This window comes from Streptomyces sp. TBY4 (assembly GCF_024213195.1).
GTDB lineage: Bacteria > Actinomycetota > Actinomycetes > Streptomycetales > Streptomycetaceae > Streptomyces.
In genome coordinates, this window is sequence record NZ_JANAVF010000010.1 from 43,953 (window position 1) to 57,838 (window position 13,886).

The following is a 13,886-nucleotide window of genomic DNA, read 5'->3' on the forward strand; positions in this document are numbered from 1 at the left end:
CCGGCCCCGGATCCCCGTCCCGGGCCCTTACCCACCAGCCCCCGTCCAGGCTCCCCACTGCCAGGAGGAACCCCCGCCATGACCAGACAACGCCCACCGCACATCGTGGACCTCAGCGAGACGCAGCCCAATACGAGGCGCGGCGGCGACCTGAGGGCCGTCCTCACGCCGACCTCGGTGGGCTGCACCAGCGGCTTCATGGGCCTGGCCGTCATGGCGCCGGGCGAGCACATCGCCGAGCACTACCACCCGTACTCCGAGGAGTTCGTGTACGTGGTCGCCGGCGAGCTGGAGGTCGACCTCGACGGCGAGGCCCACCCGCTCCGCACCGACCAGGGACTCCTCGTCCCGATCAACGTGCGCCACCGGTTCCGCAACGTCGGCGGCACCGAGGCCCGGATGGTCTTCCACCTCGGACCGCTCGCCCCCGACCCGAAGCTCGGGCACGTGGACACGGAGGAGGCCGTCCACCCGGAGGGCTCCGCCTGGGAGCGGCCCCCGGACCGCGCGGGAGCGGTCACATGACCCGCCGGCGCGTGGCCGTCACCGGGGTCGGCGTCGTCGCCCCCGGCGGGATCGGCACCTCCGCCTTCTGGGAGCTGCTCTCCAACGGGCGTACGGCGACCCGCGGCATCACCCTCTTCGACCCGACCGGCTTCCGCTCCCGGATAGCCGCGGAGGTCGACTTCGATCCCGCCGCACACGGCCTCGGCACCGAGGAGGCGGCCCGCGCGGACCGGTACATCCAGTTCGCGCTGGTCGCCGCAGCCGAGGCGGTGCGCGACGCCGGACTCGACCTCACCACGGACGAAGCCTGGCGCACCGGAGTCTCCCTCGGCACCGCCGTGGGCGGCACCACCCGCCTGGAACACGACTACGTGGCCGTCAGCCAGTCGGGCGACTGGTGGGACGTGGACCACCGGCTCGCCGGGGCCCACCTGCACCGCGCCTTCACCCCGGCCACCCTGGCCTCCGCCGTGGCGGAGAAGACGGGAGCGCGCGGACCGGTCCAGACGGTCTCCACCGGCTGCACCTCCGGACTCGACGCCATCGGCTACGCCTTCCACTCCATCGCCGAGGGCAGGATGGACGTCTGCATCGCCGGCGCCTCCGACTCGCCCGTCTCCCCGATCACCGTGGCCTGCTTCGACGCCATCAAGGCCACCTCGCCCAACAACGACGACCCCGCCCACGCCTCCCGGCCCTTCGACGCCGACCGTGACGGGTTCGTCCTCGGCGAAGGCGGAGCCGTCCTCGTCCTGGAAGAGCTGGAACACGCCCGCGCGCGCGGCGCGACCGTCTACTGCGAGATCGGCGGCTACGCCACCTTCGGCAACGCCCACCACATGACCGGGCTGACCACCGAGGGCCTGGAGATGGCCCGCGCCATCGAAACCGCCCTCGCCCAGGCCCGCACCGACGCCCGCGAGATCGACTACGTCAACGCGCACGGCTCCGGGACCAAGCAGAACGACCGCCACGAGACCGCGGCGGTCAAGAAGGTCCTGGGAGACCACGCCTACAAGACGCCGATGACCTCCATCAAATCCATGGTGGGGCACTCCCTCGGCGCCATCGGGGCCATCGAACTGGCCGCCTGCGTCCTGGCGATGACCCACCAGGTCGTCCCGCCCACGGCCAACTACGAGACCCCCGACCCCGAATGCGACCTGGACTACGTCCCCCGCGTCGCCCGCGAGCGCCAACTGCGCAACGTGCTCTCCGTCGGCAGCGGCTTCGGCGGCTTCCAGTCCGCCGTCGTCATGACCCGCCCCGACGAGCGCAAGGAGGAGGTGGTCTCGTGAGCGTCCGCACGGTCATCACGGGCATCGGAGTCGTCGCACCCAACGGCAGCGGCGCCGAGGCCTTCTGGAAGGCGACCCAGTCGGGCGCCTCCGTCCTGGGCCGCGTCACCCGGGAAGGCTGCGAACACCTCCCGCTGCGCGTGGCCGGCGAGGTACGGGGCTTCGACGCGGGCTCGATGGTCGAGGAACGCTATCTCGTCCAGACCGACCGCTACACCCACCACGCCCTCGCCGCGGCCGACCTCGCCCTGGAGAACGGCCGGCTCGGCCGCGCCGACTACGAGGACGACCCCTTCTCGGTCGGCGTGGTCACCGCAGCCGGTTCGGGCGGCGGCGAGTTCGGCCAGCGCGAGCTGCAGCACCTGTGGGGCCAGGGCCCGCGCTACGTCGGCCCCTACCAGTCGATCGCCTGGTTCTACGCGGCCAGCACCGGGCAGATCTCCATCCGCCGGGGCCTCAAGGGCCCCTGCGGGGTCGTCGCCGCCGACGAGGCGGGCGGACTCGACGCCTTCGCGCACGCCGCCCGGGCCATCAGTCAGGGCAGCAGGGCCATGCTGGTCGGAGCCACCGAGGCGCCCCTGGCCCCGTACTCCATCGTCTGCCAGCTCGGCTACGAGTCCCTGAGCACCCACGAGGACCCGGAGCGGGCCTACCGGCCCTTCACCGAGAAGGCCTGCGGCTTCGTACCCGCGGAGGGCGGCGCGATGTTCCTCGTCGAGGAGGAACGGGCCGCCCGCAGCCGCGGCGCCACCGTCCGGGCCCTCCTGGCCGGGCACGCGGCAACCTTCACCGGCCCGCACCACCCCGAACGGGCCGGAGCCTCCGGCGAGGGCCTGGCCCACGCGATCAAGGGCGCCCTGCGGGACGCTGGCTGCGCCCCAGAGGAGATCGACGTGGTCTTCGCCGACGCGCTCGGCACCCCGGAAGCCGACCGGGCCGAGGCGGCCGCGCTCGTCTCCGCCCTCGGGGCGCACGGGCGCAAGGTGCCGGTCACGGCACCCAAGACCGGGACGGGACGGGCCTACTGCGCCACCCCCGCCCTCGACACCGCCGCCGCGGTCCTCGCCCTGGAGCACGGCATCGTCCCGCCCACGCCGAACGTGTTCGACGTGTGCCACGACCTCGACGTGGTGACCGGCAGCGCCCGCCCGGCGGAGCTGCGCACCGCGCTCGTGCTGAGCCGGGGCCTCATGGGCTCCAACGCCGCGCTCGTCATCAAAATCCCCTCCTAGAGACAGAAGGAGCCGCTCATGTCCGAACGACTGACCGTCGAGGAGCTGGCCGCCCTGATGAAGTCCGGGGCCGGCATCACCGTGGACCCGGCCGACATGAAGAACCGCCCGGACTCCCTGTTCGACGACTACGGCCTCGACTCGCTGGGCCTGCTCGGCATCGTGGGGCTGCTGGAGAACCAGCGCGGCCGGGCCCTGCCCACCGACGCGGACCGCTGCAAGACCCCCAGGGAATTCCTCGACCTCGTCAACACCAGCCTCATGACCGGAGCGTGACATGGCAGGACACACCGAGAACGAGATCGTCGTCAAGGCGCCGATGGAGACCGTCTGGGAGGTGACCAACGATCTCACCGGCTGGCCGGAGCTGTTCAGCGAGTACGCCTCGCTGGAGGTCCTGGAGGAGGACGGGCCCACCACCCGCTTCCGCCTGACGATGCACCCCGACGAGAACGGCACCGTGTGGAGCTGGGTCTCCGAACGCACCCCCGACCCCGTCGGCCGCACCGTCCGCGCCCGCCGGGTCGAGACCGGTCCGTTCGAGCACATGAACATCCACTGGCAGTACTTCGAGGTGCCCGGCGGCACCCGGATGGTGTGGACCCAGGACTTCGCGATGAAGCCGCAGGCACCCGTCGACGACGCCTGGATGACCGACAACATCAACCGCAACTCCAAGATCCAGATGGCGCTGATCCGGGACAAGATCGAACAGCGCGAACGCGAGGTCCGCACCCCCGCGGTCAGCCGCGTCTGAGACGAAAGGCAGCACACCGGATGCACCGCGCTCTCATCGTGGCCCGCATGGCGCCGCAGTCCGCCCCCGACATCGCCGAGCTCTTCGCGGCCTCGGACGCGGGCGAACTGCCGCACCTCGTCGGGGTCACCCGCCGCAGCCTCTTCCAGTTCGGCGACGTGTACATGCACTTCATCGAGGCCGACCGGCCCCCCGGCCCGGCCATCGCCGAAGTGACCGGCCACCCGGAGTTCCGGGAGCTCAGCGACCGTCTCACCGCCTACGTCAGCCCGCACAACCCGGAGACCTGGCGCAGCCCGAAGGACGCCATGGCCCAGGAGTTCTACCGCTGGGAACGCCCGGCCGGCTAGGCGTACGGGCCGGCCCCACGGCCGACCCGGCCGGAGCGGACCGCGCGACCGGCAGGCCACGGGCCCCGCACCCACCCGGGTGCGGGGCCCGCCACCGTGCGCGCGCCGGGCCCTCACGCGGAGCCGCGCACCACCAGCGAGGTCGGGGTGATCACGGATCCCGGCACCGGGTGCGATCCGTGCGCCGGCTCCAGGGACCGCAGCAGCAGCCGGACCATCAGGCGCCCCATGCCCTCGATGTCCTGCCGTACGGTCGTCAGCGGCGGATCGGCGCCCTCCGCCACCAGCTCGGCATCGTCGAAGCCGACCAGCGCCACGTCCCCCGGCACCGACCGGCCCCGCTCGCGCAGCACGCCCAGCGCGCCCGTCGCCATCAGGTCGTTCGCCGCGAACACCGCGTCCAGATCCGGGCAGCGCTCCAGCAGTTCCGCCATCGCCCGGGCCCCGCCCGCCGCGGTGAAGTCCCCCTCGGCGACCAGCGCCGGATCCGCGTCGAGCAGGACGTCCCGGTACCCGTCGAGCCGGTCGGTCGCCGAAGTCTGGTCCAGCGGCCCGGCGATGTGCGCGATCTGCCGCCGTCCCCGGGACAGCAGGTACCGTACGGCCTCGCGCGCGCCCCCGCGGTTGTCGGCGTCGACGTACGACAGCGGACCGTACGGCGCGGCTCCTGCGGCCTGCCCGGTCCAGCCGGGCCGCCCGCCGTAGACCGTGGGCATGCCGACGCGGCGGGCGATCGCGGGCAGCGGGTCGTCGGTGTGCAGCGAGAACGCGAGCGCGCCGTCGACGTGGCCGCCGGCCAGGTACCGCTCGATGCGGTCGTAGTCCCCGCGGTGCTCGACGAGGAGCAGCACCAACTGGGTGTCGTGCGCGGTCAGTTCCTTGCTGATGCCGCGGATCTGACGGGAGAAGAAGGGATCGGAGAAGATCCGGATCTCCGGCTCCGCGATGATCACGGCGACCGCGCCGGTACGCCGGGTGACCAGCGTGCGGGCCGCGTGGTTGGGCACGTAGCCGAGGTCCAGGACGGCCGCGCGGACCTTGTCCACCAGGTGCGGGCGGACCCCGTCGCCGCCGTTCACGACCCTGGACGCGGTGGCCCGGGACACCCCGGCGCGCGCCGCCACCGCCTCCAGGGTGGGCCGGCCTGCGGGAACCTGTTCGGCCACGGGCGCTCCTCGTGCGTGTCCGGGGGCGGCGGCCCGGGCCCTGCGGCCCGCGGCCCTGTCGGACAGCAGGGTAACCCGTACCGGCGCGAAGAGTGAGAGCGCTCTCACGGCCTGCCGGCGGGTTCGGGGGAACGCGTCGGGGCCCGCCCGGAATCCGGACGGGCCCCGACGTCAGGCCGTGTCAGCCCTTGGGCACCACGATGACGACGGTGCTGCACACCTTGTCGGCGAAGGTCTGCTTCTTGGCGTCCCACAGCGGCCACAGCCAGCCGACGTAGCAGCTGACGCTGTCGAGGAAGTGCGCCAGCTTGCGGACGAAGGCCATGCCGAAGCCGAGGACGTTCCCGTCGACCTCGCGGCGCACGCTGATCCCGACGACCTTCTTGCCGATCGTCTGGCCGGTCGAGCCCTCCTTGTAGAGCTGGAAGAAGCCCATGCCGATGGCGTAGAGGGTCGCGACCAGGCTGAGGATCGCGACGCCCGCCGAGGGCTCGGTGGTTCCGGCGGTGAAGACGGTCACGAGGATCGTCGGGCCCGCGATGATGAGCATGTCGAGGAGGTACGCGCCGACGCGCAGGCCCCAGTGCGCCAGCGGCGGCATCCCCGAGCCCGGCATGGGCGGCATCCCGGCCGGCGGGTACGCACCGTACGGCTGCTGCGGGGGGACGCCGCCCATGGGCTGCTGCGGGTAGCCGTACTGCGGGGGGACACCCTGCGGCGCCTGCTGCGGGTAGCCGGGCTGACCCTGCGGGGGCTGCTGGCCGTAGGGGTTGTTCGGGTCGCCGAAGCTCATGGCGGGGTCTCTCCTGGGGTGTGAGGGGGACGAGCGGTCCGCACGGAGGGACGGGGGGACGAGCGGGTTGCCCCCTGCGCAGCCGCGAACTTGCGGGGGCCATCGTGTTAGTAACATCGGCCACTTGTCCAATCCGTTGTCACATGAGCCGACCAGTTGACGCACGGGGGCAGCAGGGGAGAACACAGCATGGAGTCCCGGACCCTGAGGACGGGTCCGGGACTCCCGGGGCCACTTCGCTGACCGCTTCTACAACGACCGGCGTCCCCACGGGTCACCGGTCCGACGGCACCACTACTTCGGCATCAGGACCGTGTCCACGATGTACACCGTGGCGTTCGCGGTCGGGACGTTGCCGCAGACCACGTTGGACGTGCCGTTGACCTTGTAGGACTCGCCCGAGCCGGCCGTGGTCACCTTCCCGGTCTCCAGCGTGGCGAAGGAGCCGTTCTCCAGCTGCTTGGGCGTCAGCTTCTCGCCGACCACGTGGTACGTGAGGATCTTGGTGAGCGTGGCCTTGTCGGCGAGGACCTTGTCGAGGTCGGCCTTCGGGATCTTGGCGAAGGCGTCGTTGGTCGGCGCGAACACCGTGATGTCCTTGGCGTTGTTGAGGGTGTCGACGAGCCCCGCCTGCTTCACGGCCGCCACCAGGGTGGACAGGGCCGGGTTGTTGGAGGCGGCGGTCGCGACCGGGTCCTTGGCCATGCCGTCGAAGCTGCCCGCGCCCTCCTTCGGGACACCGGCGCACGCGGCGCCGAAGGGCCCGTCCGAGGTCATCGGCGCGGAGGCGTCCGCGTCCGGGGAGGAGGCGCCGGCGCTCGCCGCCGCGGCCGCACCGGCGGCCGAGTCCTTGCCGGAACCGGAGCCGGAGTCGGAGCAGGCGGCCAGCGCGAAGGGCAGTACGGCCGCCGTGGCGACGGCGAGGGCGGTACGGCGGAAACGAAGGGTGTTCAGGGTGTTCATGGTGTTCTCCAGAGAAGGGGGTCGGTGTGTGCGGAAGGGAAGAGAAAGGGGAGGGGAGGAGGTGTGTGAAGTGGTGCGGGACCGGGGTCGCTCCGGTCAGCCGACCGTGACGAAGACGCCGTGCCGGCCGCTCGCACCGTCCGGGATCGTGCGGGTCCGCAGCTCGGTCTGGACCTCGCCCCGGCCGTCCGTGGCGCGGACGGTCAGCCGGTGGCCCCCGGACGCGGCCTTCCAGTCGAAGGACCACTGGCGCCAGGTGTCGGCCGTGGCCGGCGCCGCGAGCGAGGCCTCCTGCCACGGCCCGTCGTCGACCTGGACCTCGACCCGCTCGATGCCCCGGTGCTGGGCCCACGCCACCCCGGCGACCGTCACCGTCCCGGCCGGGATCCGGGCGAAGGGCTTGGGCGTGTCGATCCGGGCCTGTGTCTTGACCGGCGCCCGGCGGGCCCAGCCGCGCTTGACCCAGTAGGGGTCGTAGGAGGCGAAGGTGGTGAGCTCGATCTCCCGGATCCACTTGCAGGCGGAGACGTAGCCGTAGAGGCCGGGTACCACCATCCGGACCGGGAAGCCGTGGGCGAAGGGGAGCGGTTCGCCGTTCATGGCGACGGCCAGCATCGCGTCCCGGCCGTCCATGACCTCCTCGACGGGGGTGCCCAGCGTCATCCCGTCGACCGAGCGGGCGATCAGCTGGTCGGCCCGGCCGCCGTCCGAAGGCGCCCGGACACCCGCTTCCCGCAGCAGGTCCGACAGGCGTACGCCGAGCCAGCGCGCGGAGCCGGCGTAGGGGCCGCCGACCTCGTTGGACACGCAGGTGAGCGTGATGTCCCGCTCGATCAGAGGGCGTTGGAGGAGCTCGGCGAAGGAGTAGGAGAGCGGGCGGGAGACGCCCTTGCCGTGGATGCGCAGCCGCCAGGTGCCGGCGTCCACTGTGGGGACCACGAGTGCGGTGTCGACACGGTAGAACTCCTTGTTCGGTGTGGTGAAAGGGCTGACCCCGGGAATCCGCAGGGCCGCCCCGGCCGGGATCGGCGCGGCCGGCGAGGCGGGAGCGGGCAGCCGGACGGCCGCGCGGGAGGCGGCGGCGCCCTGGCCGCGCCGACCGGTCAGGGCCCGGCCGAGGGCGCCGGCGCCGGTGGAGGCGATGGCGGTGACCCCGGCGGCGAGGAGGAAGCCCCGCCGGTTCCAGGCGGCGGGGGTGCCGGTACCTCCGGTGCCGGTGTTTTCGGGGGCGGTTGCTCCGCCCGCCTTGCCCACCAGCAGGTACAGCACCAGTGCCCCGGTCACCGCCCCCAGCAGCGAGGGCAGTACGTCCCCGGCCCCCGCCGCGTCGGGCCGGCCGAGCGCCGCCGCCGCGCCGAGGACGCCGAAGGCCAGGACGCCTGCCGCCCCCGTACGGCGGTGGCGCAGCGCGAACACGCCGAGCAGGGCCGCCAGGAGGCCGACGGTGGCGAGGATGCCGAGCTGGAGGACCAGCTTGTCGTTCTCGCCGAAGGTGCGGATGGCGAAGTCCTTGAGCGCTGCCGGAGTGCGGTCGATGGCCGCGCCGCCGATCACCGTGACCGGTCCGGCCTGCGGCCGCACCAGGGACGCGGTCAGCTCGGCGGCGGCCAGTGCCGCGTATCCCGCCAGCAGTCCGCTCGCCGCGGCGAGGGCGGCGCGCCCGGCTGTCCTTCGGTTGATGCTCACAACCCTCATTCGGCGCGGGACCCCTCCCGGATGGGCCGGTCATCCGATCAAGCGAAGATCTGCTGATGTGTTGACGGCTGGGGGCTGTACTCGCACGCGGGCGGCGGCGCCGACAGCCGCCGCCCGCGCGGGTCCTCCGGGGACCGGCGGCGCTCAGGAACGGCGATCCGCTCCCCGCCGTCCGGAGGACCACCGGCCCGCCGCCGCCCCGTTGCCGGCGGCGGGCCGGAGTCAGGCGTCAGGCGTTGACACAGGTGTTGCCGAAGGAGGGGTTGAGCAGCCCGATCACGCTGACCGAGTTGCCGCACGCGTTGACCGGGATGTGGATCGGGATCTGGATCAGGTTGCCGGAGCCGACCCCCGGGGAGTGGGCGGCGAGGCCCTGGGCTCCGGCGTCGGCCGAGGCCGCCGAGGCCCCGCCCACGAGAAGGGCGCCCGAGGCGAGGGCGAGTACGGCACTCTGGAGGACACGCGACACGACAGATCTCCTTGCTGGCGGTGCGGCGGCGGACTCCGGAACCCGTCGGGCCTCGACCTCACACCGCGCGGCGGCCCCGGAACGGGCCCGCAGCCCCCCTTCGGCCCGGACCCCCGGGGCGGTTTGGTCCCGGGGGCCCGGTTCCCCCGAACGGATGCCCTTTCGCGTGTGTGCCGGCCAATCCGCGCGCGCACCGGCTCCGAAGACAGGGTGAGACAGCAAGAACCGGCGCGCACCGCGACCCCCGCGGACGGGGAACGGGTGCGCCTGCCACGAAGGATCGTTCATGCGATGGATGGACCGGCGAGAACCACTCGCAGAACCGGCGCGCCCGCCCGGGCCCGCGTCGGCCGCGGCCGAGCACGCGGAGCTGATGGCGCGCGTCGCGCAGGGTGACCAGGACGCCTTCTCCGCCCTCTACGACGCCGTGGCCGGAACCGTCTTCGGCATCGCGGTCAAGGTGGTGCGCGATCGCGCCCAGTCCGAGGAGGTCGCGCAGGAGGTGATGATCGACGTGTGGCGCCAGGCCGCCCGCTACCGCCCCGACCAGGGGAGCGTCATGGCCTGGGTGGCCACGATCGCCCATCGCCGGGCGGTCGACCGGGTGCGCTCCGCCCAGGCCGCGGCCAACCGCGAGCACGACGTGGGCGTACGCGGCCAGGAACGGCCCTTCGACGAGGTGAGCGAGCAGGTGGAGAGCCGGCTGGAACGCGATCAGGTCAAACGCTGCCTGCGCCGGCTGACCGAAATCCAGCGGCAGGCCGTCACCCTCGCCTACTACCAGGGCCTGACCTACCGTGAGGTCGCCGAGACCCTCCAGACTCCTCTTCCCACGATCAAGACCCGGATGCGCGACGGACTGATCCGCCTGCGCGACTGCATGGGGGTGACCACGTGAAGCACGACGAAGAACTGCACACCCTCACCGCGGCCTACGTACTGGACGCGCTCGGCCCGGGTGAACAGGAGGCCTTCTCCCGGCACCTGGCCCACTGCGCGCCGTGCTCCGGGGACGTCGCGGAGTTCTCCGCGACCGCCGGCCGGCTGGCCGTCGCCGTGGCCCTCGTACCCCCGCCGCAGCTGAAGGCGGACGTGCTGGCCCGGATCGAGACCGTCCGCCAGGTGCCCCCGAGGGTAGGCGTCCGCCGCGCGGCCGGATTCCTGGACCGGCTCCCGCGCAGGGCAGGCGCCTTCGTCGTCGCCGCTTCCCTCGTAGGGGCGGCCCTCTTCGGCGGCGCCGCGCTCCACGAGAGCGGGCAGGCGGACCGGGCCCGTCAGGAGGCCCGGCAGGCCGAGGCGCGCAGCCAGGAGCTGCGGGCGGTGGTCACGTCTCCGGACGCCCGTACCGTCCACGGCCGCACCAGCGACGGAGCCGCCGCGACGGTGATCACCTCCGCCGCCCGCGACCGGGCCGTGTTCCTCACCGACCGGCTGCCGGCCGCGGGGGAGGGCCACACCTACCAGCTCTGGCTGGCCGACGGCGGCACGATGCGCCCGGCCGGGTTCCTCAGCGGCGACGGGGCAGCCGTCATGGAGGGCGGCCTCGGCACCGCCACGGCGGTCGGCCTGACGCTGGAGCCCGCCGGCGGGTCACCGCAGCCGACGACCAGCCCCCTGGTCCTGCTGGCCCTGCCGGCGTAGGGCGTACGGCGCATCCGGGCGGGTGATCGCGAGCGTCGGCTCCGGTCACCCGCCTGCTGCGTGCGAGGGCCGGCCGAACAGCGCCGCCGCGTTCGTGTCGAGGATCGCCGCGGCGTCCCCGGGCGGCAGTCCCGACTCGCGGACGTAGGAGACGGCCCGCACGAACACCTCCCCGTCCTCGTAGGGGAAGTCCGTGCCGAGGACCAGGCGGTCCGCGCCGAAGGAGGCCGCCGCCGCGACCAGGGCGGGCCCGTGGCAGTGCGCGACGGTGTCGTACCAGAGCCGGCGGGCCGCCACCGAGGGGAGCTCGGGCGTACCGGGGGACTCGAAGGCCAGGTGGTCGTCGAGCCGGCGCAGCAGCATCGGCAGCGCACCGCCCAGGTGGGAGGCGAGGATCCGCATCCGGGGATAGCGCAGGGGCAGGCCCGCGAGGATCAGGTGCATGACGGCCACCGTGTCCTCCACGGGTGCCCCGACCATCCAGGTCATCCGGTGCCCGGTGATCAGGGGGCTGCCGGCGCCCTCGCCCGCCGGGTGGACGTACAGGACCGCGCCGCGCCGGTCGAGCTCCTCGTACAGGGGGTGGAAGAGCGGGTCGGCCAGGGGCAGGCCGCGCACGGTCGTGGTGACGGCGGCGCCCACCATGCCGAGTTCGTCCAGGGCGTACGAGAGCTCGCGCAGCGCGGCGTCCACGTGCGGGAGCGGCAGCGCGGCGAAGGCCCGGAGCCGCCCGGGCCAGCGGGCGACCAGCCCGGCGTAGGACTCGTTCACCGCGCGGGCCAGCTCCACCGCGTCGGCCTCCCGGGGCAGGTGCGGCGACTGCGGGGGCACGGAGAGCACCTGGAGGGAGATCCCCGTCCGGTCCATCAGGGCGAAGCGGTGCGCGAGGTCGGCCGGTGTGTCGTCCGCGCCGATCCCGCGCTGGGTGTCCGTGCCGGTCAGGCCCAGCCGCTCCAGCCGGTCCAGGTAGGAGGGGGTCCAGAGGTGGGCGTGCACGTCGATGCGCCCGACCGGTGGCGCGGGCGGCGGCGCCGTTGAGGGGCTCACCCTTCGATGGAACGCCCTGCCCGCGGGCCCGGCCAATCGGGGCCGCCGCACACCGCCCCTGCGGGGGCTGGTCCCGGCCGCGGGCCGCGTGGATCATGAGGAGGCGCCGGAGCGATGGGGCCCCGGTGCCCGCCACCGAGCCCTGGGGGTCCATGTGCCGTCCGTGCCGCCGTCCGAGTTCGTGCCCGCGTCGTCGTCCGTGCCCGTGCCCGCGTCGTCGTCCGTGCCCGTACCCGCTCTCGTGCCGTCGTCGTCCGTGCCGCCCGCGTCCTCCGCCGAGCCGAGCTACGCGTCCGGAGCGTCCGAGGTGCCGCTGCTGGGCGACACCATCGGCGAGAACCTGGACCGCGCCGTCCGCGCGTTCCCCGGCCGCGACGCCCTCGTCGACATGGCCTCCGGGCGCCGGTGGACGTACGCGGAGTTCGCCGCCGACGTGGACGCCCTCGCCCTCGGCCTGCTGGACCTCGGGATCGCCAAGGGGGACCGGGTCGGGATCTGGGCCCCCAACCGCCCGGAGTGGACGCTGACTCAGTACGCCACCGCCCGGATCGGCGCGGTCCTCGTCACCGTGAACCCGGCCTACCGGTCCCACGAGCTGGAGTACGTCCTGCGCCAGTCCGGGATCCGGCTGCTGGTCGCCGCGGACCGGTTCAAGACCTCCGACTACGCGGCCATGATCGAGGAGGTCGGACCGCGCTGTCCGGACCTGGAGTTCACCGCCCTGCTCGACGGCCCGCTCTGGAACTCCCTCCAGGAGCGCGGCCGATGCGCCGACCGGGCCGGACTGCTGCGCGCCCAGGCCGCACTGAGCCCGGACGACCCGATCAACATCCAGTACACCTCGGGGACCACCGGCTTCCCCAAGGGGGCGACCCTCTCGCACCACAACATCCTCAACAACGCCTACTTCGTGGGCGAGTTGCTGCACTACACCGAGCAGGACCGGGTCTGCATCCCGGTCCCCTTCTACCATTGCTTCGGCATGGTCATGGGGAACCTCGCCTGCACCAGCCACGGCGCGGCCATGGTCATCCCCGCACCCGCCTTCGACCCCGGCGCCACCCTGGCCGCCGTCCAGGCGGAGGCCTGCACCTCGCTCTACGGGGTCCCCACCATGTTCATCGCCGAGCTGGCCCACCCGGACTTCGGGAGCTACGACCTCTCCAGCCTGCGCACCGGCATCATGGCGGGCTCGCCCTGCCCGGTCGAGGTGATGAAGGAGGTCATCGACCGGATGGGCATGCGCGAGGTGTCCATCTGCTACGGCATGACGGAGACCTCCCCGGTCTCCACCCAGACCCGCGTGGACGACTCAGTGGAGCGCCGCGTCTCGACCGTGGGCCGGGTCGGACCGCACCTGGAGGTCAAGGTGGTCGACCCGGCCACCGGCCGGACCCTCCCGCGCGGCGAGCCCGGCGAACTGTGCACCCGGGGGTACTCGGTCATGCTCGGCTACTGGGACCAGCCCGAGCGCACCGCCGAAGCCGTCGACGCGGCCCGCTGGATGCACACCGGAGACCTCGCCGTCATGGACGGGGACGGGTACCTCAGCATCACCGGCCGGATCAAGGACATGGTGATCCGCGGCGGCGAGAACCTGTACCCGCGCGAGATCGAGGAGTTCCTGCACGCCCACCCCGACGTCATGGACGTCCAGGTGATCGGCGTCCCCGACCCGAAGTACGGGGAGGAGCTCATGGCATGGGTCCGGATGCGCGAGGGCGCCGAGCCGCTGACCGCGGCCGCCGTGCGGGCGTTCTGCGAGGGCCGGCTCGCCCACTTCAAGATCCCGCGCTACGTCCACGTCGTGGAGGAGTTCCCCATGACCGTGACGGGCAAGATCCGCAAGGTCGAGATGCGGGAGACGGCGGCCCGGCTGCTCGGCCAAGTGCTGTGACGGGCGCTCACCGGCGGCCGGCCCGCCCGGTGTCCCGTACCGCGGTCGAGGCCGCAGCCGCGGTCGCCGCG

Annotated in this window: 15 protein-coding genes; 9 read left to right on the plus strand and 6 right to left on the minus strand. The window is 73.2% G+C overall.

Annotation, left to right across the window (positions count from 1 at the left end; all coding sequences use genetic code 11):
* Window positions 1–78 precede the first annotated feature (78 nt).
* From NLX94_RS23475 to NLX94_RS23500, 6 genes are read left to right on the plus strand one after another with little or no spacing between them, the layout of a single operon-like run.
* Window positions 79–525 carry a cupin domain-containing protein gene (locus NLX94_RS23475; RefSeq protein WP_254384991.1) on the plus strand — a complete coding sequence of 149 codons (447 nt, stop codon included), beginning with the start codon at window positions 79–81 and terminating at the stop codon, window positions 523–525.
* Window positions 522–1,805 carry a beta-ketoacyl synthase gene (locus NLX94_RS23480; RefSeq protein WP_254384992.1) on the plus strand — a complete coding sequence of 428 codons (1,284 nt, stop codon included), beginning with the start codon at window positions 522–524 and terminating at the stop codon, window positions 1,803–1,805. Before NLX94_RS23475 ends, NLX94_RS23480 begins: the two co-directional genes overlap by 4 nt.
* Window positions 1,802–3,037, plus strand: coding sequence for a ketosynthase chain-length factor (locus tag NLX94_RS23485; protein ID WP_254384993.1), 1,236 nt, complete (start codon window positions 1,802–1,804; stop codon window positions 3,035–3,037). Before NLX94_RS23480 ends, NLX94_RS23485 begins: the two co-directional genes overlap by 4 nt.
* A gap of 18 nt (window positions 3,038–3,055) precedes the next feature.
* Window positions 3,056–3,313 (plus strand): phosphopantetheine-binding protein, encoded by a 258-nt coding sequence (locus NLX94_RS23490; RefSeq protein WP_254384994.1) that lies wholly within the window; start codon window positions 3,056–3,058, stop codon window positions 3,311–3,313.
* 1 nt (window position 3,314) lies between these two features.
* Window positions 3,315–3,794, plus strand: a complete 480-nt coding sequence (locus NLX94_RS23495) for an SRPBCC family protein (RefSeq protein ID WP_254384995.1) — start codon at window positions 3,315–3,317, stop codon at window positions 3,792–3,794.
* Between the two features lie 20 nt (window positions 3,795–3,814).
* Window positions 3,815–4,144, plus strand: coding sequence for a TcmI family type II polyketide cyclase (locus tag NLX94_RS23500; protein WP_254384996.1), 330 nt, complete (start codon window positions 3,815–3,817; stop codon window positions 4,142–4,144).
* A gap of 113 nt (window positions 4,145–4,257) precedes the next feature.
* Here the strand turns inward: NLX94_RS23500 and NLX94_RS23505 are convergent, their stop codons facing one another.
* From NLX94_RS23505 to NLX94_RS23525, 5 genes are all read right to left on the minus strand, one after another.
* The gene (locus NLX94_RS23505; RefSeq protein WP_254384997.1) at window positions 4,258–5,310 is read right to left on the minus strand and encodes a LacI family DNA-binding transcriptional regulator; all 1,053 of its coding nucleotides are present in this window, start codon (window positions 5,308–5,310) and stop codon (window positions 4,258–4,260) included.
* 181 nt (window positions 5,311–5,491) lie between these two features.
* On the minus strand, window positions 5,492–6,103 hold the full coding sequence (locus NLX94_RS23510; protein ID WP_254384998.1) for an RDD family protein: 612 nt from the start codon (window positions 6,101–6,103) through the stop codon (window positions 5,492–5,494).
* Window positions 6,104–6,397: 294 nt separating this feature from the next.
* Window positions 6,398–7,057, minus strand: coding sequence for a fasciclin domain-containing protein (locus NLX94_RS23515; protein WP_254385186.1), 660 nt, complete (start codon window positions 7,055–7,057; stop codon window positions 6,398–6,400).
* A gap of 105 nt (window positions 7,058–7,162) precedes the next feature.
* Window positions 7,163–8,761, minus strand: coding sequence for a molybdopterin-dependent oxidoreductase (locus NLX94_RS23520; RefSeq protein ID WP_254384999.1), 1,599 nt, complete (start codon window positions 8,759–8,761; stop codon window positions 7,163–7,165).
* Window positions 8,762–8,990: 229 nt separating this feature from the next.
* Entirely contained in the window at window positions 8,991–9,230 is a 240-nt protein-coding gene (locus NLX94_RS23525) for a chaplin (RefSeq protein WP_254385000.1), read from the minus strand.
* Window positions 9,231–9,516: 286 nt separating this feature from the next.
* Here NLX94_RS23525 and sigK point away from each other — a divergent pair, with 286 nt between their 5' ends.
* Window positions 9,517–10,128 (plus strand): ECF RNA polymerase sigma factor SigK, encoded by a 612-nt coding sequence (sigK, locus tag NLX94_RS23530; protein WP_374684013.1) that lies wholly within the window; start codon window positions 9,517–9,519, stop codon window positions 10,126–10,128.
* On the plus strand, window positions 10,125–10,871 hold the full coding sequence (locus NLX94_RS23535; protein ID WP_254385001.1) for an anti-sigma factor domain-containing protein: 747 nt from the start codon (window positions 10,125–10,127) through the stop codon (window positions 10,869–10,871). Before sigK ends, NLX94_RS23535 begins: the two co-directional genes overlap by 4 nt.
* Window positions 10,872–10,916: 45 nt before the next feature.
* Here the strand turns inward: NLX94_RS23535 and NLX94_RS23540 are convergent, their stop codons facing one another.
* Complete coding sequence (locus tag NLX94_RS23540; protein WP_254385002.1) at window positions 10,917–11,918, minus strand: amidohydrolase family protein; 1,002 nt, start codon at window positions 11,916–11,918, stop codon at window positions 10,917–10,919.
* Window positions 11,919–12,141: 223 nt separating this feature from the next.
* On the opposite strand from NLX94_RS23540, the gene NLX94_RS23545 reads away from it, so the two are divergent.
* Window positions 12,142–13,815, plus strand: coding sequence for an AMP-binding protein (locus tag NLX94_RS23545; protein ID WP_308402502.1), 1,674 nt, complete (start codon window positions 12,142–12,144; stop codon window positions 13,813–13,815).
* The last annotated feature ends 71 nt before the right edge of the window (window positions 13,816–13,886 follow it).

What these genes read in the sequence shown, in the direction of transcription:
- NLX94_RS23520 (WP_254384999.1), bottom strand. Translation starts at nt 8,761, where the DNA reads ATGAGGGTTGTGAGCATCAACCGAAGGACAGCCGGGCGCGCCGCCCTC.
- sigK (WP_374684013.1), top strand. Translation starts at nt 9,517, where the DNA reads ATGCGATGGATGGACCGGCGAGAACCACTCGCAGAACCGGCGCGCCCG.
- NLX94_RS23475 (WP_254384991.1), top strand. Translation starts at nt 79, where the DNA reads ATGACCAGACAACGCCCACCGCACATCGTGGACCTCAGCGAGACGCAG.
- NLX94_RS23495 (WP_254384995.1), top strand. Translation starts at nt 3,315, where the DNA reads ATGGCAGGACACACCGAGAACGAGATCGTCGTCAAGGCGCCGATGGAG.
- NLX94_RS23490 (WP_254384994.1), top strand. Translation starts at nt 3,056, where the DNA reads ATGTCCGAACGACTGACCGTCGAGGAGCTGGCCGCCCTGATGAAGTCC.
- NLX94_RS23500 (WP_254384996.1), top strand. Translation starts at nt 3,815, where the DNA reads ATGCACCGCGCTCTCATCGTGGCCCGCATGGCGCCGCAGTCCGCCCCC.
- NLX94_RS23480 (WP_254384992.1), top strand. Translation starts at nt 522, where the DNA reads ATGACCCGCCGGCGCGTGGCCGTCACCGGGGTCGGCGTCGTCGCCCCC.
- NLX94_RS23510 (WP_254384998.1), bottom strand. Translation starts at nt 6,103, where the DNA reads ATGAGCTTCGGCGACCCGAACAACCCCTACGGCCAGCAGCCCCCGCAG.